The organism is Streptomyces pilosus (genome assembly GCF_014649835.1).
Taxonomy (GTDB): domain Bacteria; phylum Actinomycetota; class Actinomycetes; order Streptomycetales; family Streptomycetaceae; genus Streptomyces; species Streptomyces pilosus.
Window position 1 is genome coordinate 197,517 of the sequence record NZ_BMTU01000001.1, and the last position, 17,293, is coordinate 214,809.

Genomic DNA, 17,293 nt, shown 5'->3' on the forward strand with positions numbered 1-17,293 from the left:
TGCGTCGCGTGTGATGGGTCGTGTGCCGCTCACCGTCCCCGCCCGGGGGCAGGCCGGTCGCCTCGGGTGCTTAGAGGACCGGGAGGATCGCCGGCATCAGGTCCTGGAAGGTGCGGCCGTTGGCCGGGTTGCCGAGCGCCGTCATCGTCCAGCCGGCACCGGTGCGGTGCACCTTGGCCATGATCTGGGCGGTGTAGGCGCCGCCGCCGGCCAGCGTGTAGCGGGCGAGCTCCTGGCCGTTGGTCTCGTCGACGAGGCGGCAGAACGCGTTCTGCACCTCCTGGAACGTCTGGCCCGTGAAGGAGTTCACGGTGAAGACGATCTGGTCGATGTGGACCGGGACGCGCGAGAGGTCGACGAGGATCGCCTCGTCGTCGCCGCCCTGGCCGACGCCGCCGACGAGGTTGTCACCGGTGTGGCGCACGGAGCCGTCGTCGCTCACCAGGTGACGGAAGAACACGACGTCGACGGGCTGCTTGTCGGCGAACAGGACGGCCGAGGCGTCCAGGTCGATCTCACGGGTGCGCGAGCCGAACAGGCCGCGACGGGGAGCCGCCTGCCAGCCGAGACCCATGCGCACCGCGGTCAGGCTGCCTCCGTCGTTCTTCTGCAGACTGATGGCCTGACCCTTGGTCATGTTGACGGTCACGCGCTGATCCCCTCTCGAACTGTCCCCTGTTGCCGCGGTACCGCGGTTGTCAGAACCCTACGCAGGGGCACTGACAGTGACGTACCCAGGTCCGCACTTTGTGTCGTTCTTGCAACACATCCCGTACGCGGGTCAGGACAGGCCGGCCTCACGCATCTGCCGCAGTTCCTTCTTCATCTCCGACACCTCGTCGCGCAGCCGGGCGGCGATCTCGAACTGGAGGTCGGCCGCGGCGGCCCGCATCCGCGTGGTCAGTTCCTCGATCTGCTGGGCGAGTTCGGTGGCGGGGCGGTCGGTCGGCGCCGTCTCGGCGGCCTTGCCCCTGGCGCCCCTGGCGCTCTTCCCGGCCTTGCCGCCGAGGGAGGGGACGGGCGCCTTGGTGCCGCCGCCGTCCTTCTTCGCCTGCCGGTAGCCCGAGCCGAGCAGTTGGTCGGTGTCGATGTCCTCGCGGGCGATCTGCGCGACGATGTCGTTGATCTTCTTGCGCAGGGGCTGGGGGTCGATGCCCTTCGCCTGGTTGTAGGCGATCTGCTTCTCCCGGCGGCGGTTGGTCTCGTCGATGGCCTTCTCCATCGCCGGGGTGATCTTGTCGGCGTACATGTGGACCTGGCCGGACACGTTGCGCGCCGCGCGGCCGATGGTCTGGATCAGGGAGGTGCCCGAGCGCAGGAAGCCCTCCTTGTCGGCGTCGAGGATCGCCACCAGGGACACCTCGGGCAGGTCGAGGCCCTCGCGCAGCAGGTTGATGCCGACCAGGACGTCGTACTCGCCGGAGCGCAGCTCGCGCAGCAGCTCCACGCGGCGCAGGGTGTCGACGTCGCTGTGCAGGTAGCGCACCTGGATGCCGAGTTCCAGGAAGTAGTCCGTGAGGTCCTCGGCCATCTTCTTGGTGAGGGTGGTGACCAGGACGCGCTCGTCCTTCTCCACCCGGGCGCGGATCTCGTGCACCAGGTCGTCGATCTGGCCCTCGGTGGGCTTGACGACGACCTCGGGGTCGACGAGGCCGGTGGGGCGGATGATCTGCTCGACGAAGCCGTCGGAACGGGAGAGTTCGTACTGTCCGGGGGTGGCCGACAGGTAGACGGTCTGGCCGACGCGCTCCTGGAACTCCTCCCACTTCAGCGGGCGGTTGTCCAGGGCGGAGGGGAGACGGAAGCCGTGGTCGACGAGGGTGCGCTTGCGGGAGGCGTCGCCCTCGTACATGGCGCCGATCTGCGGGACGGTGACGTGCGACTCGTCGATGACGAGGAGGAAGTCGTCGGGGAAGTAGTCCAGCAGGGTGTTCGGCGGGGAGCCGGGAGCGCGGCCGTCGAAGTGCATCGAGTAGTTCTCCACGCCGGAACAGGAGCCGATCTGGCGGAGCATCTCGATGTCGTAGGTGGTGCGCATCCGCAGCCGCTGGGCCTCCAGGAGCCTGCCCTGCTTCTCCAGGTCGCCCAGACGCTCGCCGAGTTCCTTCTCGATGTCGTTGACCGCGCGCTCCAGCCGCTCGGGGCCGGCGACGTAGTGGGAGGCGGGGAAGACGTACAGCTGCTGGTCGTCGCTGATGATCTCGCCGGTGAGCGGGTGGAGCGTGGACAGGGCCTCGATCTCGTCGCCGAACATCTCGATGCGGACGGCGAGCTCCTCGTAGACCGGGAAGATCTCGATGGTGTCGCCGCGCACCCGGAAGGTGCCGCGGGTGAAGGCCATGTCGTTGCGCGTGTACTGGATGTCGACGAAGCGGCGCAGCAGCTCGTCGCGGTCGAACTCGTCGCCGACGCGGAGCGGGACCATGCGGTCCACGTACTCCTGCGGCGTGCCCAGTCCGTAGATGCAGGAGACGGAGGCGACCACGACGACGTCGCGGCGGGTGAGCAGGGAGTTGGTCGCCGAGTGGCGCAGCCGCTCGACCTCCTCGTTGATCGAGGAGTCCTTCTCGATGTAGGTGTCCGACTGCGGGACGTACGCCTCGGGCTGGTAGTAGTCGTAGTACGAGACGAAGTACTCGACCGCGTTGTTCGGCAGCAGCTCGCGGAACTCGTTGGCGAGCTGGGCGGCCAGGGTCTTGTTCGGCGCCATGACCAGGGTCGGCCGCTGGAGCTTCTCGATCATCCACGCGGTGGTGGCGGACTTGCCGGTGCCGGTGGCGCCGAGCAGCACGACGTCCTGCTCGCCTGCTTCGATGCGCCGGGCGAGGTCGGCGATGGCCGTCGGCTGGTCGCCGCTGGGCTGGTAGGGGCTGACGACCTCGAAGGGCGCCACCGTGCGTTCGATCTGGGAAACGGGCCGCATGCCATCCACCGTACGACCCCCCACTGACAACGGGTCCGGATCAGCGGCGCTGAGGGGTCCGGGAGCGCCGTTCCACGGGGCCGCGGTGGCGCAGCCGCGAGCGCGACGGGCGGCGGGCCGGGGAGTGGGCGGGGACGCCGGGTCTGTGCTCGGGGCGGTATGCGGGGGGCCTGCCGGTGATCATCAGCGGGTCGACGGCGACGACGACGCCCGCGAGGACGAGGAAGGCGATCGGGCCGATCATCAGCGGGCCGAGCAGGGCGGCGGCGGACTCGCCCTCGGCGGGCACGGCCGAGCCGTGTACGTGCACGTCCAGCGCGGCCATGCCGGTGTAGTGCATCCCGGTGACGGCCAGACCCATGACGAGGCTCGCGCCCACGCTCCACAGGAAGCCCCGCACCTGCCCGGCGGCCCACAGGGCGGCGCTGGCGGCGGCCATGGCGATGGCCACGGAGGCGGCCACCACGACGGTGTCGTACTCGAGCCGCCCGTCGAGGCTCATGCCGGCCATGCCCAGGTAGTGCATCGAGGCGATGCCGAGGCCGGTGACGGTGCCGCCGGTGAACAGCGCCGTTCCGGAGGGTCCCCGGTAGCCGACGATGAAGATCCCGGTGCCCACCATGACGATGCCGACGGCGAGGCTGGCGAAGGTCAGGGCCCGGTCGTAGTGGATGGGGGTGCCTTCTATCGCGAAGCCCATCATGCCTATGAAGTGCATCGTCCATATGCCGGAGCCGATGGCCACGGATCCCAGGGCGAGCCAGGCGGGGCGCCAGGGCCGGGGCGCCGTCATGGACCTGGTGGTGCAGCGCAGGCCCAGGGCGCCGCCGAGGCAGGCCATGAGGTAGGCCACCAGCGGTGTGACCAGGCCGTAGCTGAATCCGTCGACCGTGCCTTGCATGCGCGGCTGCCCGCCCTTCCCGCCCTGTACGTCCCGCGGTTCCCGATGTGGCCCCCCTCCCAGGACCGCGGGGGCGGCCCGGGCGACGCAGAGAGTATGACCCCCACCGGAATGGTCGAACGACTTTCCGGCAAAGAAACACGCTCTTGCCCCAGGTGTGTGGCACCAGTGTGCGGACTTCGGGCAACTCCGTTCAATTTGTGGTCATCCTGTGCCCGTCTCCGCTCGACCCTCTGCTGTCAGAGTTGAGCCGAACGTGATCGCCCGACGCGAGGAGTACGCATGCACGCACGTGCTGTCGCCGCATCGACCACCGCGCTCCTGGGAACGGCCGCCCTGCTGCTCCCGCTCGTGCCCGCGCGGGCCGCCGGGCACACCGGCCCGCACCCCGTGGTCGTCGCCCACCGGGGCGCTTCCGCGTACGCGCCCGAGAACACGCTCGCGGCCGTCGACAAGGCCGCCGCCCTGGACGTCGAGTGGGTGGAGAACGACGTCCAGCGGACCAGGGACGGTGAACTCGTCGTCCTGCACGACGACAGCCTGCAGCGCACCACCGACGTCGAGGAGGTCTTCCCCGACCGGTCCCCGTGGAAGGTGAAGGACTTCACGGCCGCGGAGATAGCCCGGCTCGACGCGGGAAGCTGGTTCGGCCCCGCGTACGTGGGCACCCGCGTCCCCACGCTGGAGCAGTTCCTGGAGCGCATGGAGCGCCACGACCAGAAGCTGCTGCTGGAGCTGAAGAACCCGCAGCTCTATCCGGGCATCGAGCGGGAGACGCTCAAGGTCCTCGGCAACGAGGGGTGGCTCGACCCCGGGCACGTGGGCGGCCGGCTGGTCGTGCAGAGCTTCAGCGCGGACAGCGTGCGCACGGTCCACACGCTCAAGCCGGCGGTGAGGACCGGCCTCCTCGGGACGCCGCCCGTGGCGGACCTGACTGCGTACGCGGCCTTCGCCGACCAGATCAATCCCTCGCACGGTTCGCTCTCCGCCCCCTACGTCGCCGCCGTGCGGAGCCTGCGGGGGCCGCACGGCGCGCGGATGGAGGTGCTCACCTGGACCGTGAACGACGCGGCAGCGGCCCGGCGGGTCGCCGGATTCGGGGTGGACGGCATCATCACCAACACGCCGGACGTGGTGCGCGACGCGGTGGGCGGCTGAGCGTCCGCGGCCCGGGCACCGTCGCCCGCACCGGGCTGTCGGTGGCGGGTCGTACGCTGTGCCGCATGGACAGCCATGGGCAGGACGGGCGGCGGGTGGTGTGGACCGTCGTGGCCGGTCGCATCGGCCCGCTGCTGCTGGCCGCCACCCGCGAGGGCCTGGTCAACGTCGTCTTCCACGCCACCGACGAGGTGCGCGACCGGGCGCTGGAGCGGCTGGCGTCCCGGCTCGGCGGCGAACCGGCCGAGCTGGGCTCCGCGACGGCGGAGGAGCCCACCGCCGCGGTGCTGGCCGAGGCGGTGCGGCAGGTGGAGGAGTACCTCGCGGGTGGGCGTCGGAGCTTCGAGCTGCCGCTGGACTGGTCGCTGATATCGGGCTTCAACCGCGAGGTGCTGCGCGAGCTGGCGGCCGGGGTGCCGTTCGGCACGGTCGTCGGGTACGGCGACCTGGCCGGGCGGGTGGGTCAGCCGGGCGGCGCGCAGGCGGTGGGGACGGCCATGGGCGCCAACCCGCTGCCGGTGGTGGTGCCCTGCCACCGGGTCGTGGAGCGGGACGGCGGCATCGGCGGGTTCGGGGGCGGACTGGAGACCAAGCGGCGGCTGCTCGCCCTGGAAGGTGTGCTGCCCGAGCCGCTGTTCTGACGGCTCGGGCGCGCCGGCGGTCCGGCCGGTCCGCCGGCCGGTCAGTCGTAGTGCCGTGCCTCGAGGACGTTGCCGTCCGGGTCGCGGAAGTAGAAGCTGCGCCGTGCGGGGCCGCGCGCCCCGAAGGAGTCGTGCGAGAGGTCCGTCACCGGTACGGACTGCTCCAGCAGACGGCCGCGGAGGGTGTCGAAGGCGTCGGCCGGCAGGGACAGGCAGACGTGGTTGACGGGGTGACCGGAGCTCTCGGCGGCGCCGGGGAGCATCGTCATACGTGCGGCCATGGTCAGCGGCATGAGGTCGAGGATGGTCTCGTCGTTGACCCGCACCGAGGGGAACGGGACCTCGCCCGCGGCGTAGTCGGTGAGCCTGACGGGCTCCAGGCCCACGGCCTTCTCGTAGAAGCCCGCGGCGGCGATGGGATCACGCACCCACAGCACGATGTGGTCGAGTCGAGTCGTGTGCTCCGTCATGTCTGCCAGCCTCCGGGACCCGCGCCGCGGCGCGCAAGGGGTTTCGTGCGGGGCGTGGCCCGCCAGGGATGAGGGGGAGGCGGCAGACAGGAGGCAGGCACGTGGTGCTGATGGTGTCCGAAGAGGTGCGGGAGGCGGTCGCCGGGCGTCGGCCGGTGGTGGCGCTGGAGTCGACGATCATCGCGCACGGGTTGCCGAGGCCGCGCAATCTGCGGGTGGCGCTGGAGCTGGAGGCGGCCGTGCGGGAGGAGGGCGCGGTCCCGGCGACGATCGCCGTATTGGACGGGCGCCCGCGGGTGGGTCTGGACAAGGACCAGCTGGAGCGGGTGGCGAACGAGGACGGCATCCGCAAGCTGGGCCACCGTGATCTGCCGCTGGCCGTGGCGGCCGGGGCGAGCGGGGCGACCACGGTGTCGGCCACGGCGCTGCTGGCGGAGCTGGCGGGCCTGCGGGTGTTCGCCACCGGGGGGCTCGGCGGGGTGCACCGGGAATGGACGGTGACGCAGGACGAGTCGGCCGACCTGGGGCTGCTGGCGCGTACCCGGATCACCGTGGTGTGCGCGGGGGTGAAGTCGATCCTGGACGTACCCGCGACGCTGCAGCGGCTGGAGACCCTGGGAGTGGCGGTCGCCGGATACGGCACGGACCGCTTTCCCGGCTTCTACCTCTCCGACTCGGGGCATCCCGTGGACTGGCGGCTGGACTCGCCGGGGCAGGTGGCGGCGGCGATGCGGGCGCAGGACGCGCTCGGCGGGCCGGGGTCGGCGCTGATCGTGGCCAACCCGGTCCCCGAGGACGAGCAGTTGGACCCCGGGGTGCACGCGCGGGTGCTCGACGAGGCGCTGCGCGCGTGCGCGGCGGAGGGGGTCACGGGGCAGGGTGTCACCCCGTTCCTGCTCGGCCACCTGGTGCGTGGCACCGGCGGTGCCTCCCTGGCGGCGAATCTGGCGGCGGTACGGGGCAATGTGCGGCTGGCGTCGCGGGTCGCGGCGGCGTGGGCCGCCGGGGAGTGACGGCGGGGTGAGGGCCGCCGTGCGGGACGGGGCGCTGCTGGTCGCCGGTGATGTGATCACGGATGTGGTGGCCCGGCACCGGGGACCGCTCGCGCCGGGGACGGACACGGCGGCCGTGATCGCCAGGGTGCCGGGGGGTGCGGGCGCCAATGTGGCCTGCTGGGCGGCGCGCCGGGACGGTGCGCGGGTGCGGCTGCTGGGGCGGGTGGGCGCCGACGCGGCGGTCTGGCACGAGCGGGAGCTGGCCGCCTGTGGGGTCCGTCCGCTGCTGGTGGTGGACGAAGGGGTGCCGACGGGGACGGTGATCTGCCTGGTCGACGAGGACGCGGCGGCCGAGCGGACCTTCCTCACCGACAGCGGGGCGTCGCTGCGGCTCGACCCGGGTGACTGGTCGGACGCGCTGCTGGACGGCGTGGCGCGGCTGCACCTGTCGGGTTACCTGCTGTTCTCCGGGCCGGGCCGGGCGTTCGTCGCGGTGGCGCTGAAGGCGGCGCGGGCGCGGGGAGTGCCGGTGAGCCTGGATCCGGCGTCGGCCGGCTTCCTCGGCACGCTGGGGGCCGAGCGGTTCCTGGCGCTGGTCGAGGGGGTGGACGTGCTGCTGCCCAGTCGTGACGAGGCGTGTCTGCTGACGGGGGTGCCGGACGCGGTGGGCGCGGCGGCGCGGTTGAGCCGGCAGGTGCCGCTGGTGGTGGTCAAGCAGGGGGCGCGGGGGGCGGTGCTCGCCCGGTGCGGCGAGGTGTTCGCCCGGGTTCCGGCCGTGCCGGCGACGCCCCTGGACACCACCGGCGCGGGTGACGCCTTCACCGGCGCGTTCCTCGCGGCCCTGCTCGCGGGCGCGGAGCCGGAACGGGCGGCACGGGAGGGATGCGTGGCGGGCGCGCTGGCGGTCGGCCGGACCGGGGGCCGCCCGCCCGCGCTCACCTGAAGGGCGTCCCACCAGGGGCGACACCCGTTGTCCACAGGCGGCGGAGCAGCGGGCCGGCGGTTGTCCACAGGGCCGCACACGGTTCCTCGGGGAGGGGCAGACTGGCGGTGCGGACGAGAAGACAGGCATACGGGGAGACCATGGAAGGGGGCCGCATGCCGATCACCCACACCGTCGGGCGTGACCCGGCACACCGCGGGGAGGCCGGGGAACGGGTCAGCCCGTGGCGGACCTGGCGTAGACGCTCCCGGTCCAGCCGGCCATCTGTTCCTCCGTCAGGTGCCGGGCGAGGTCCGCCTCGCTGATCATGCCGACGAGGCGCTTGTCGTCGATGACGGGGAGCCGGCGGATCTGGTGGGTCTGCATCTCGTTCAGGACGTCGTCGACGTCGGCGTCCGCGGCGATCCAGCGCGGCGTGCCCTTGGCCATCTCCCCGGCGGTGACCCGGGCGGGGTCGTGGCCCATGGCGACGCAGCCGACGACGATGTCGCGGTCGGTGAGGATGCCGCAGAGCCGCTCGTTCTCGTCGCTGATGGGCAGGGCGCCGACGTTGAGTTCGCGCATCAACTGGGCCGCGCGGTCGAGGGTTTCGTGCGCGGGGATCCACTGGGCGCCGCGGTGCATGATGTCCTGGGCGGTGGTCATGGAGTACCTCCCAATGCCGGACGGCCGGCGCGGCGCGGGTCGCACCGCGAGTCCCGGCGCCCTTCATTCTCGTCGCGCCGCCCGTGGACGGCACCCGGGGAGCGGGCCTCCGGGAGCGGCCCCGGGAGCGGCGCGGGCCGGGTGTCCGGCGGTCTGCCCGACGGTGCACGCCGCGCCCCCACCCTGTGTCGGCCGCTCGACCGACGGTGTCCGCCGGGATGCCCGCGGTGTCGGGCGGTCCGCTCCGCCGGTGTCAGCCGCGCCAGGCGGGATGGCGGGAGTCGTCGGCCCGCACCAGGACGTCGGCCGTGCCGGCCGGGTCGGTCTCCTGCTCGTAGCGGGCGAAGGCGGGGAGGGTCCAGTGGTCGGCGTCGGGCGTGCGGCGGCGCAGGGCGCCCGGGGAGAGGAGGACGTGGACGCTCAGGTCGAAGGGGAACCAGTGACGCAGCAGGAGCGGCCCGTGCAGCAACAGCACACCGCCGGGCGGGAGGTCGGTGTAGGGGCTGCGGGTGGCCCGGTCGGTGCGGGGGTCCCACAGGTCGGGCAGGACCCGTCCGCTGCCGCCCGGTTCGAGGGGGCCGAACACCTCGCGCCACAGCGCCCCGGTGTCGTACCAGCCGCTGTAGTACGACTCCAGGTCCTGGTGGCCGTACTCGAGCCGGACCGAGGCGGGGCGCAGGAAGCCGTCGGTGCCCACGGTCAGGGACGGACGGCCGCGTATCCGCAGCGCCTCGGCGAGACGTTCGGCGAGGTCGCCCGGGCGGGCGGCCGGGGCGCCGTCGAGGGCGACCCGGGGCCAGGGCCCGCCGTCGGCCGTCCTCAGTTCCAGCAGCCGGTCGGCGAGGAGGTCGCCGAGCCGCTCCCAGGTGATCGGTTCGAGTCGCACACGGCCATGATGCGCCCGCCCGGGCGCGGAACACGGGCCGGGGCCGGCCGGGGACCGGGCCCGGCCGGGGACCGGGGCTGGACGCTCGCGCATGCGTCGGCGCGGCTCGGCCATGGCGGCGTGGGGCGCGGGTGGCCTTCACTGGTGGAGACGGGCCGGACGGGACGGGTACCGGCCCGGTGAACGGGGGTGAGGACATGATCGACGAGCCGTACTACGTGCTGACGGTGCTGGGTGTGCTCGGGACGGGGCTGACGGCGGGGGTCTTCTGCGCCTTCTCGGCTTTCGTGATGAGAGGGCTCGCGGCGCTGCCGCCCGCACAGGGCGCGGCGGCGATGCGGGCGGTGAACGCGGCGGCGGTGCGGCCGCCCTTCATGCTGGTGTTCCTGGGCTCGACGCTGCTGTGCGCGGTGCTCACGGTGGTGACGCTCGTGCGGTGGCCCCGGGAGGGGGCGGTGGAGCTGCTGGTGGGCGGGGCGCTGTTCCTGGCCGGGTCGTTCGGCGTGACCGCGCTCGCGAACGTCCCGCGCAACGACGCGCTGGCCCGGCCGGAGCCGGGGAGCCCGGAGGCGGCCACGTACTGGCCGGTGTACGTGCGCGGGTGGACGAGGTGGAACCACGTGCGCACGGTCGCCTCGGCCGGGGCGGCGCTGGCGTACGTGCTGGCCGTCACCGGGTGACGGGGTCGCTGCGGGCGGCCCCCGGCGGACGTATCGTGGCCGGGAGAGCGCCGTCCTGCGACGCCCGGCCTGTCATCCGCGCGCAGAGGGACAGGGCCATGACCGATCCCAAGGGTTTCCTGACCACGCCCCGTGAGGAGTGGCCGCGCAGGCCGGTGGCGGAGCGGGTCCGCGACTGGGACGAGGTGTGCGTCCCCGGTGCGCTGCTGCCGATCATCGGCGCGCAGGCCGACCGGTGCATGGACTGCGGGGTCCCGTTCTGCCACGACGCCTGCCCGTTGGGCAACCTCGTCCCGGAGTGGAACGAGCTGGTGTCGCGGGAGGACTGGCGGGCGGCGGCGGAGCGGCTGCACGCCACCAACAACTTCCCCGAGTTCACGGGACGGTTGTGTCCGGCCCCGTGCGAGGCGGGCTGTGTGCTCGCCATCAACCAGCCGGCGGTCACCATCAAGAACGTCGAGTGTGCGGTCGCCGACCGGGCGTGGGAGGAGGGGTTCGTGCCACCGGCCCCGCCGGACCGGCTCTCGGGCCGGACGGTCGCCGTCATCGGTTCGGGACCCACCGGGCTCGCGGCGGCCCAGCAGCTGACGCGGGCGGGGCACACGGTGGCGGTCTACGAGCGGGACGACCGGCCGGGCGGACTGATGCGGTACGGCATCCCCGCGTTCAAGATGGAGAAGCGGCACCTGGAGCGGCGCCTCGCGCAGATGCGGGAGGAGGGGACGAAGTTCCGTACGTCCACGGCGGTCGGGCGGGATGTGGACGCGGCGGAGCTACGGGCGCGCTACGACGCGGTGGTGGTGGCCACGGGGGCGACCGTGTGGCGTGAACTCCCGGTCCCGGGACGCGAGCTGGCGGGGATCCATCAGGCGATGGAGTACCTGCCGCTGGCCAACCGGGTGTGCGAGGGGGACCTGGAGTCGTCGCCGCTGTCCGCGGCGGGCCGGCACGTGGTGGTCGTGGGGGGTGGTGACACGGGGTCGGACTGTGTGGGGACGGCGGTGCGTCAGGGGGCGGCGACGGTGACGCAGCTCGACATCTACGGGCGGCCGGGGGCGGTGCGGGACGAGGACGCGGAGCCGTGGCCCACGTATCCGAAGGTGTACCGGGTGTCCGCGTCGCACGAGGAGGCCGGGGCGCTGCGGAGGGCGCCGGAGGTGGAGGCCGACGCGCACGCCCGGGTGTTCGCGGCGTCCACGTTGCGGTTCGTCGGGGACGGGGAGGGACGGGTGTCGTCGCTGGAGGTGGTGGAGGTGGACGCCGGCCGGCGGGCCCTGGCGGGGACGGAGCGGTCGTTGCGGGCGGACTTCGTGCTGCTGGCGCTGGGGTTCTCCGGGCCGGAGTGCGGGGACGGGCTGGTCGCGGGGCTCGGACTGACGTTGGAGCCGCGGGGCACGCTCTCCCGGGGCGCGGACTTCGGCACGGCGGCGCCGGGGGTCTTCGCGGCCGGGGACGCGGCTCGGGGGCAGTCGCTGATCGTATGGGCGATCGCGGAGGGGCGGGCCGTGGCGGCGGCGGTCGACGGCTACCTGACCGGGGGTGGTTCGCGGCTGCCGGCACCGATCGGCCCGTACGACCGTCCGATGACGGCGTGACCGCCCGAGCGCCGCTGCCGCCGGCGGGCCCGGCGGGTGGCCCGGCGCCGACGGGTACCGGCGCCGCCCTCCCCCGCCGCCCCGGCGGGCTCCTCCTCCAGGCGCTTCCGGTACGGGGGAGGCAGGACGGCCCGCGGGAACGGCGGGGCAGCACCCACGGCTCCCCGCGGAGTCACGGCTTGCGGGCCACCGCTCCGTAGCCCGGGATGACGCCGTCGGACTGCCCCGGTACGGGCTCGCCCAGCTCCGGGTGCCACTCGTGGGGGATGCTGATGCCCGGCGGGACGAGGTCGAGGCCGTCGAAGAAGCGGCCGAACTCCGCACGCGAGCGCAGGGCCAGGGTCACTCCCGCCGCCTTCAGCTTCGCCGTGGCCGCCGCCGACTCCTCGGGCGTGAAGTCGGCCGTGGCGTGGGTGAGGACCAGGTGGCTCCCCGGGGGCAGCGGGGCCAGCAGACGGCGGACCAGCTCGTGCGCGCCGTCCTCGTCGGGGACGAAGTGGAGCAGCGCGACGAGCGACAGGGCGATCGGCCGGTCGAAGTCGAGTACCTTCCGGGCGCCGGCCAGGATGGCGTCCGGGTCGCGGGCGTCCGCCTGGAGGTACTCGGTCGTCCCCTCGTCCGTGCCCCGCAGCAGTGCCGCCGCGTGGGCCAGGACGATGGGGTCGTTGTCGCAGTACACGACGCGGGCGTCCGGGATCACCCGCTGGGCCACCTGGTGCAGGTTGGGTTCGGTGGGGATGCCGGTGCCGATGTCCAGGAACTGGCGTACACCCCGCCCCGCCAGCCAGCGCGTGGCCCGCTGCATGAACGCGCGGTTCACGCGGGCCATCACCGGCACCCGGGGGTCGAGCGCCAGCATCTGCCGGCCCATGGCCTCGTCGACGGGGTAGTTGTCCTTGCCTCCCAGATACCAGTCGTACATGCGGGCGGGGTGCGGTCTGCTGGTGTCGATCTCCACGGGGTGCTGCCCGGTCATGACGGACTCCGTAAGTCTCTGCAACTGTTAGTGATCAAGTCGGTGCCAAGGAATCAGAAGGGAAGAACAGCAAACGGGTCAGGACAGCAGGAAGTCCGCCTCTCCCGCCTTCGCCCCCTCGATGAAGGCCGTCATCTCGGCGGAGGTGTAGATCAGCGCGGGACCGTCGGGGTCGGTGGACTGGCGCACGGCGATACGGCCGTCGTCGAGCTTCATCGCCTCCAGGCAGTTCCCTCCGTTGCCGCCGCTCCACGGCTTGTGCCAGCCCTCGCTGCCCAGGTCCCTCGCGGGCATGCCGTTGTAGATCCGCTCGGTGCGGACCAGCGGCTGGGGCAGGGACGTCCGGGACTCCATGAGTTCCATTCACAGCTCCTTGCGGAGATCCCGGAGGATCTCCTTCGTGCGATGTGCCGTAGCGGCCTGCGCCGCCATGCGGTCCATGACCTCGAGGTGGGTCGCCACCTCGGTGCGCGCGTCCAGGTAGACCGCGCCGGTCAGGTACTCGCTGTAGACCATGTCCGGAAGTTCGGGCACGGCGAATCGGAACAGCACGAACGGCCCGTACGTACCGGGGTGCGGCCCGCCGGCGAAGGTCGCGACCTGCAGTGTCACATTGGGCAGCTTCGTGGCCTCGAGCAACTTGTCGATCTGCGCACGCATCACCTCCGGGCCGCCGACCCGGCGGCGGAGCGCGGTCTCGTCCATCACGACCCACAGCCGGGGCGCGTCCTTACGGGTGAGCAGTTCCTGCCGTCGCATGCGCAGGTCGACGTGGCGTTCGATGTCCTCGGGCCTGGTCTGCCCTATGGCTCCGGAGCGCAGCACGCCACGCGCGTAGTCCTCGGTCTGGAGCACTCCGGGGACGAAATGGGGTTCGTAACTGCGAATGAGGGAGGCGGCGCCCTCCAGGCTGACGTACATCGAGAACCAGCCGGGAAGGATGTCGTGGAACCGCTGCCACCAGCCGGGACGGTTCGCGTCCTCGGCCAGTTGCACGAAGGCGTCGGCCTCGTCGTCGGAGACGCCGTACGCCTTGAGCAGGAGCTGGAGGTACGGGATCTTGAGCGCGACCTCGGCCGTCTCCATGCGGCGCACGGTGGCGGGGGCGACCCGGAGTACACGGGCGGCCTCCTCGCGCTTCAGTCCCGCGCGTTCCCGCAGGTCCAGCAGGCGCCGGCCGAGGACGACCTGTCCCACCGTCGGCGCGGACCGGGGTTCACTCACACTCCACCTCCTTCGCACACATGCTGACAGCCCGGCGGCGCCATTCGAAGATCCATTCGAAGTTTCGCTCAATCGCACGTGCGTTCGAACGAAGCTCCGGCGATCCCAACTGGCGCCGCGCGAGGTGCTGTTGCGAGCAGTGTGCCACGGCCGTCCAGACCGTCACACAGCACTCTGCATTTTTCAGAGTGACACTTGCCAAGTGTTCACGGCGGGGCGATAGTGGCAAGCGTGATTCCGTCCGCGCCCTTAGGAACAGACGCCGCCGCAGGGTCCGTCGGCCTCGGCGCCGCCTCGGCTCCCGCCCCTTCGGGGGCCGCCGCCGAGCGCCGGTTCCGGTTCGAGCTGGCCGCCCATCCGGGTTCCCCGGCGCAGGCCAGACGCCTGACGAGGGCACGACTGACCGGCTGGTCGGTGTGCGAGGACACCTGCGACACGGCGGAACTGGTCGTCTCCGAACTCGTCACCAACGCCATCGTGCACACGGCGAGCAGCCACATAGTCTGCGAGCTGCACGACGGCGGCGATCTGGTGCGCATAGCCGTGCGGGACGAGGGCTGCGCGCCGGACAGACCGCGGGCGAACACCCGGCAGCGGCCGGAGGACGAGCACGGCAGGGGGCTGCTCCTCGTCGACGCCCTCTGTCACTCCTGGGGCGCCCATGAGCAGGGGCCCGGTCTGCTGGTGTGGGCGGACCTGCCCCACCGGGCGGACCTCCCGCCCGAACCGGCCGAGCCCCGCAACGACCTGGGCTGGGGCGCGCGCCCGAAGCCCGGCCCGGCCGGCGGCTCGGACGACGATCACGACCGGGACCACGAGGGCGACCGGGACGGCCACGGTGACGGCGGCACGGGGCGGACGGCCCGGCTCCGGCCGGTGTTCCCCCGGAACGGAGGAGCTGAGTGACGGGCGCTCCCGGCACCGGTCTGCTGCTGACCCTGGACTCACTGGTCCGCATCCAGCGCGGACGGCAGCCCCGGGCCGCCGCCCGGCGGCTGCCGGTCCCGGACGGCATGACGGCCCCGATGGGCTGCGACGCCGTGGCGGTTCCCGCCCGGCTCGGGCCGCTGGTGCTGCCCAGGCTGCCGCGGGTCGGGTGCGTCTACGCCGATGAGGCGCACTGGTGGTGGCTGGTCCCGTCCGACTCCGACTACGCCCTGGAGTGGCCCGCGCCCGCGCACTACGCGACCGGCGCGGTCCTGCCCGACGCGGAGGCCCCCGACCTGCCCGGCCTGATCCACCGACCGGACGGCACGCTCCCCTACACCCCGCCGATCCCGCTCTACCTGGCCCTCTGCCGCCTCACGGGCACCCCGCCCGCCTGGTCCCGCCCGGTCACCGCCTAAGTCCCCCGACGGGGACCGTGCGGAGCCGCTTCACGGTGACCGCGCAGGACGACCGCCCACCGGGACCGTGCGGAGCCGCCTCACGGGCACCCCGCCCGCCTGGCCCGCCCGGTCACCGCGCAGGACCGCCCACGAGGACCGTGCGGAGCCGCGTCGCGGGGACCGTGCCGGGTCGTGTCACGGTCACCGCGTCACGCGGCGTCACGACGCCCGGGCGGCCGCTCACGGCGTCACGCCAGCACATCGCCGCCGCCGGCGTCCCTGCGGATGATCACGAGGAACATGTCGGTCGCGAGGTCCATGACGACCTCGGCGGGCAGACCCTCCAGGCGCCGCGCGTGCGCGAACTCCTCCGCCGGCCATGAGCCGCGCGGTCCACCTGCGGGAAAGCGTTCGAGCACTGTTCGCCCGTTCACCCTGCCACCTCCATGTTGCGCTGTACTCGTAGAGTTAAACGCCAACCATGGGGCGAACGCCTCGCCCGGTGACGGTACTGAGACGTAGTTGACACCCGTTCACCGCCAAGTGTGAGCGGGCTCTCGCCCCTACGGAGCAATCGGTGACGCTGCGTGACGCTCACCGGACGCGTGGTGAGCTGCGGACCCGCGTGACCGGATCGGGTGCGCGGGTCCGGAACCCGGCCCGGTGCCCGCGGCCGCCGCTCGGGCGCGCCTGGCCTCCGCGACCGCCCGCGCGAGCAGGCTCTCCGCCTCGGTGACGCCCTGGTGACGCCCTGGTGACGCCCTGGTGACGCCCTGGACGAGCGTGTCGGGCGCCGCCGTCAGCCGCGCCATCGGCCCGTCGACCCCGGCGGGCCCGGGAGGGCCCGGGAGGGCCCGGGTACACCGTCGCCCGCCCGCCACCGCTGGAGGGGCATATTGGGCCGTTGGAATCAAATGTGACGCCCCGCGCGCCCGATCACCGGGTTCGCTCTACTCTGCCGGTAGGGGGAGGAAAGGCCCACGCCATTCCTGCCGAGGAGAGCCGATGGCTGAACGCATTGCAGCAGCGCCACGTCGCCGTGGATACAAAGAAGGAATTGCCGGCGACATGCTCGCCGAATTCCTGGGAACCTTCGTCCTGCTCCTGCTGGGCATCGGGTCGGTGGCGGTCGCCGTCGTGGGCCTGCCCGGGTCGGGGCGGCAATTCGTGGAATTCGGGCCGGCCAACTGGCTCATCATCTCCTGGGGATGGGGCCTCGCCGTCGTCTTCGGCGTCTACGTCGCCGGCGGCATCAGCGGAGCCCACCTCAACCCCGCCGTGACTCTGGCCTTCGCCGTGCGCAGGGACTTCCCGTGGCGGAAGGTCCTGCCGTACTGGCTGGCCCAGGTCGTGGGCGCCTTCGTCGCCGCCGCGCTCGTCTACGCCTGCTACCGGTGGGCCATCGACGCGGCCAACACCAAGGCGGAACTCCCCCGGGACGAGTCACTGGCGACGTATTCCATCTTCGCCACCTTCCCCGCGGAATACTTCGGTAATTCGTGGTGGGGCCCGCTGCTCGACCAGATCGTGGGTACGGGAATTCTCCTCCTGCTGATCTGCGCGCTCATCGACATGCGCAATGTGGCGCCGCTGTCGAATCTCCACCCGTTCCTCATCGGCCTGGTGGTCGTCGCGATCGGTCTCACGTTCGGCACCAATGCCGGCTACGCCATCAATCCGGCGCGCGATTTCGGCCCCCGGTTGTTCACCTTCTTCGAGGGCTGGGGCGACATCGCCCTGCCGGGGACCTTCGGGTGGTTCAGCGGCTACTGGTGGATCCCCATCGTCGGCCCGCTCATCGGCGGGGTCGCCGGTGTCCTCGTCTACGACCTGATCATCAAGCCGGTGCTCACCGCCCGGGCCGGGGCGCAGGAGGAAGGCCCCGCCACCGAGGAACCGTAGATCCCCAGGCTCTGTCGTCACACCAG

At 72.6% G+C, this 17,293-nt stretch carries 19 protein-coding genes; 9 read left to right on the forward strand and 10 right to left on the reverse strand.

Annotated features, from left to right (window positions below; all coding sequences use genetic code 11):
• Positions 1-70: 70 nt before the first annotated feature.
• The 3 genes from IE118_RS00920 to IE118_RS00930 form a co-directional block, all read right to left on the reverse strand.
• Positions 71-649, reverse strand: coding sequence for a TerD family protein (locus IE118_RS00920; RefSeq protein WP_189555259.1), 579 nt, complete (start codon positions 647-649; stop codon positions 71-73).
• 132 nt (positions 650-781) lie between these two features.
• Positions 782-2,923 carry an excinuclease ABC subunit UvrB gene (gene uvrB, locus IE118_RS00925; protein WP_189555260.1) on the reverse strand — a complete coding sequence of 714 codons (2,142 nt, stop codon included), beginning with the start codon at positions 2,921-2,923 and terminating at the stop codon, positions 782-784.
• Positions 2,924-2,963: 40 nt separating this feature from the next.
• Positions 2,964-3,824 carry an MHYT domain-containing protein gene (locus IE118_RS00930; RefSeq protein ID WP_189555261.1) on the reverse strand — a complete coding sequence of 287 codons (861 nt, stop codon included), beginning with the start codon at positions 3,822-3,824 and terminating at the stop codon, positions 2,964-2,966.
• A gap of 282 nt (positions 3,825-4,106) precedes the next feature.
• On the opposite strand from IE118_RS00930, the gene IE118_RS00935 reads away from it, so the two are divergent.
• Together IE118_RS00935 and IE118_RS00940 are read left to right on the forward strand one after the other, a co-directional pair.
• Positions 4,107-4,982: a glycerophosphodiester phosphodiesterase gene (locus IE118_RS00935; protein WP_189555262.1), complete on the forward strand. Its 876-nt coding sequence runs from the start codon at positions 4,107-4,109 to the stop codon at positions 4,980-4,982.
• A 65-nt stretch (positions 4,983-5,047) separates the two neighbouring features.
• Positions 5,048-5,623, forward strand: a complete 576-nt coding sequence (locus IE118_RS00940; protein WP_189555263.1) for a methylated-DNA--[protein]-cysteine S-methyltransferase — start codon at positions 5,048-5,050, stop codon at positions 5,621-5,623.
• Between the two features lie 41 nt (positions 5,624-5,664).
• Here the strand turns inward: IE118_RS00940 and IE118_RS00945 are convergent, their stop codons facing one another.
• A complete protein-coding gene (locus IE118_RS00945) occupies positions 5,665-6,093 on the reverse strand; it encodes a VOC family protein (protein ID WP_189555264.1) in 429 nt (142 codons plus the stop codon).
• Positions 6,094-6,197: 104 nt separating this feature from the next.
• Here IE118_RS00945 and IE118_RS00950 point away from each other — a divergent pair, with 104 nt between their 5' ends.
• Entirely contained in the window at positions 6,198-7,106 is a 909-nt protein-coding gene (locus IE118_RS00950) for a pseudouridine-5'-phosphate glycosidase (protein WP_189556037.1), read from the forward strand.
• Positions 7,057-8,031 carry a carbohydrate kinase family protein gene (locus IE118_RS00955; RefSeq protein ID WP_189555265.1) on the forward strand — a complete coding sequence of 325 codons (975 nt, stop codon included), beginning with the start codon at positions 7,057-7,059 and terminating at the stop codon, positions 8,029-8,031. Before IE118_RS00950 ends, IE118_RS00955 begins: the two co-directional genes overlap by 50 nt.
• A gap of 216 nt (positions 8,032-8,247) precedes the next feature.
• Here the strand turns inward: IE118_RS00955 and IE118_RS00960 are convergent, their stop codons facing one another.
• Both IE118_RS00960 and IE118_RS00965 read right to left on the reverse strand, forming a co-directional pair.
• On the reverse strand, positions 8,248-8,676 hold the full coding sequence (locus IE118_RS00960) for a CBS domain-containing protein (RefSeq protein ID WP_189555266.1): 429 nt from the start codon (positions 8,674-8,676) through the stop codon (positions 8,248-8,250).
• Positions 8,677-8,929: 253 nt separating this feature from the next.
• Positions 8,930-9,562, reverse strand: coding sequence for a nucleoside/nucleotide kinase family protein (locus tag IE118_RS00965; protein ID WP_189555267.1), 633 nt, complete (start codon positions 9,560-9,562; stop codon positions 8,930-8,932).
• Between the two features lie 197 nt (positions 9,563-9,759).
• Here IE118_RS00965 and IE118_RS00970 point away from each other — a divergent pair, with 197 nt between their 5' ends.
• A complete protein-coding gene (locus IE118_RS00970) occupies positions 9,760-10,242 on the forward strand; it encodes an anthrone oxygenase family protein (RefSeq protein ID WP_189555268.1) in 483 nt (160 codons plus the stop codon).
• Positions 10,243-10,340: 98 nt separating this feature from the next.
• Positions 10,341-11,837 carry a glutamate synthase subunit beta gene (locus tag IE118_RS00975; protein WP_189555269.1) on the forward strand — a complete coding sequence of 499 codons (1,497 nt, stop codon included), beginning with the start codon at positions 10,341-10,343 and terminating at the stop codon, positions 11,835-11,837.
• Positions 11,838-12,009: 172 nt separating this feature from the next.
• Here the strand turns inward: IE118_RS00975 and IE118_RS00980 are convergent, their stop codons facing one another.
• The 3 genes from IE118_RS00980 to IE118_RS00990 all read right to left on the reverse strand — a co-directional run bounded on the left by IE118_RS00980 (position 12,010) and on the right by IE118_RS00990 (position 14,037).
• Positions 12,010-12,813 carry an SAM-dependent methyltransferase gene (locus IE118_RS00980; protein ID WP_189555270.1) on the reverse strand — a complete coding sequence of 268 codons (804 nt, stop codon included), beginning with the start codon at positions 12,811-12,813 and terminating at the stop codon, positions 12,010-12,012.
• A gap of 78 nt (positions 12,814-12,891) precedes the next feature.
• The gene (locus IE118_RS00985; RefSeq protein ID WP_189556038.1) at positions 12,892-13,167 is read right to left on the reverse strand and encodes a DUF397 domain-containing protein; all 276 of its coding nucleotides are present in this window, start codon (positions 13,165-13,167) and stop codon (positions 12,892-12,894) included.
• A gap of 9 nt (positions 13,168-13,176) precedes the next feature.
• A complete protein-coding gene (locus IE118_RS00990) occupies positions 13,177-14,037 on the reverse strand; it encodes a Sco1979 family transcriptional regulator (RefSeq protein WP_189555271.1) in 861 nt (286 codons plus the stop codon).
• Positions 14,038-14,259: 222 nt separating this feature from the next.
• Between IE118_RS00990 and IE118_RS00995 the strand changes: the two genes are divergently transcribed.
• Positions 14,260-14,943: an ATP-binding protein gene (locus IE118_RS00995; protein WP_189555272.1), complete on the forward strand. Its 684-nt coding sequence runs from the start codon at positions 14,260-14,262 to the stop codon at positions 14,941-14,943.
• The gene (locus tag IE118_RS01000; protein WP_189555273.1) at positions 14,940-15,383 is read left to right on the forward strand and encodes a hypothetical protein; all 444 of its coding nucleotides are present in this window, start codon (positions 14,940-14,942) and stop codon (positions 15,381-15,383) included. Before IE118_RS00995 ends, IE118_RS01000 begins: the two co-directional genes overlap by 4 nt.
• 230 nt (positions 15,384-15,613) lie before the next feature.
• On the opposite strand, the gene IE118_RS01005 is transcribed toward IE118_RS01000, so the two are convergent.
• On the reverse strand, positions 15,614-15,799 hold the full coding sequence (locus tag IE118_RS01005) for a DUF8839 family protein (protein ID WP_189555274.1): 186 nt from the start codon (positions 15,797-15,799) through the stop codon (positions 15,614-15,616).
• 634 nt (positions 15,800-16,433) lie between these two features.
• Between IE118_RS01005 and IE118_RS01010 the strand changes: the two genes are divergently transcribed.
• Positions 16,434-17,267: an MIP/aquaporin family protein gene (locus tag IE118_RS01010; protein WP_229846630.1), complete on the forward strand. Its 834-nt coding sequence runs from the start codon at positions 16,434-16,436 to the stop codon at positions 17,265-17,267.
• Positions 17,268-17,293: the final 26 nt, after the last annotated feature.

Excerpts from the sequence above, each read along its gene's own strand:
- uvrB (WP_189555260.1), bottom strand. The coding sequence starts at position 2,923 with ATGCGGCCCGTTTCCCAGATCGAACGCACGGTGGCGCCCTTCGAGGTC.
- IE118_RS00930 (WP_189555261.1), bottom strand. The coding sequence starts at position 3,824 with ATGCAAGGCACGGTCGACGGATTCAGCTACGGCCTGGTCACACCGCTG.
- IE118_RS00935 (WP_189555262.1), top strand. The coding sequence starts at position 4,107 with ATGCACGCACGTGCTGTCGCCGCATCGACCACCGCGCTCCTGGGAACG.
- IE118_RS00940 (WP_189555263.1), top strand. The coding sequence starts at position 5,048 with ATGGACAGCCATGGGCAGGACGGGCGGCGGGTGGTGTGGACCGTCGTG.
- IE118_RS00945 (WP_189555264.1), bottom strand. The coding sequence starts at position 6,093 with ATGACGGAGCACACGACTCGACTCGACCACATCGTGCTGTGGGTGCGT.
- IE118_RS00955 (WP_189555265.1), top strand. The coding sequence starts at position 7,057 with ATGTGCGGCTGGCGTCGCGGGTCGCGGCGGCGTGGGCCGCCGGGGAGT.
- IE118_RS00960 (WP_189555266.1), bottom strand. The coding sequence starts at position 8,676 with ATGACCACCGCCCAGGACATCATGCACCGCGGCGCCCAGTGGATCCCC.
- IE118_RS00970 (WP_189555268.1), top strand. The coding sequence starts at position 9,760 with ATGATCGACGAGCCGTACTACGTGCTGACGGTGCTGGGTGTGCTCGGG.
- IE118_RS00975 (WP_189555269.1), top strand. The coding sequence starts at position 10,341 with ATGACCGATCCCAAGGGTTTCCTGACCACGCCCCGTGAGGAGTGGCCG.
- IE118_RS00980 (WP_189555270.1), bottom strand. The coding sequence starts at position 12,813 with ATGACCGGGCAGCACCCCGTGGAGATCGACACCAGCAGACCGCACCCC.
- IE118_RS00985 (WP_189556038.1), bottom strand. The coding sequence starts at position 13,167 with ATGGAGTCCCGGACGTCCCTGCCCCAGCCGCTGGTCCGCACCGAGCGG.
- IE118_RS01010 (WP_229846630.1), top strand. The coding sequence starts at position 16,434 with ATGCTCGCCGAATTCCTGGGAACCTTCGTCCTGCTCCTGCTGGGCATC.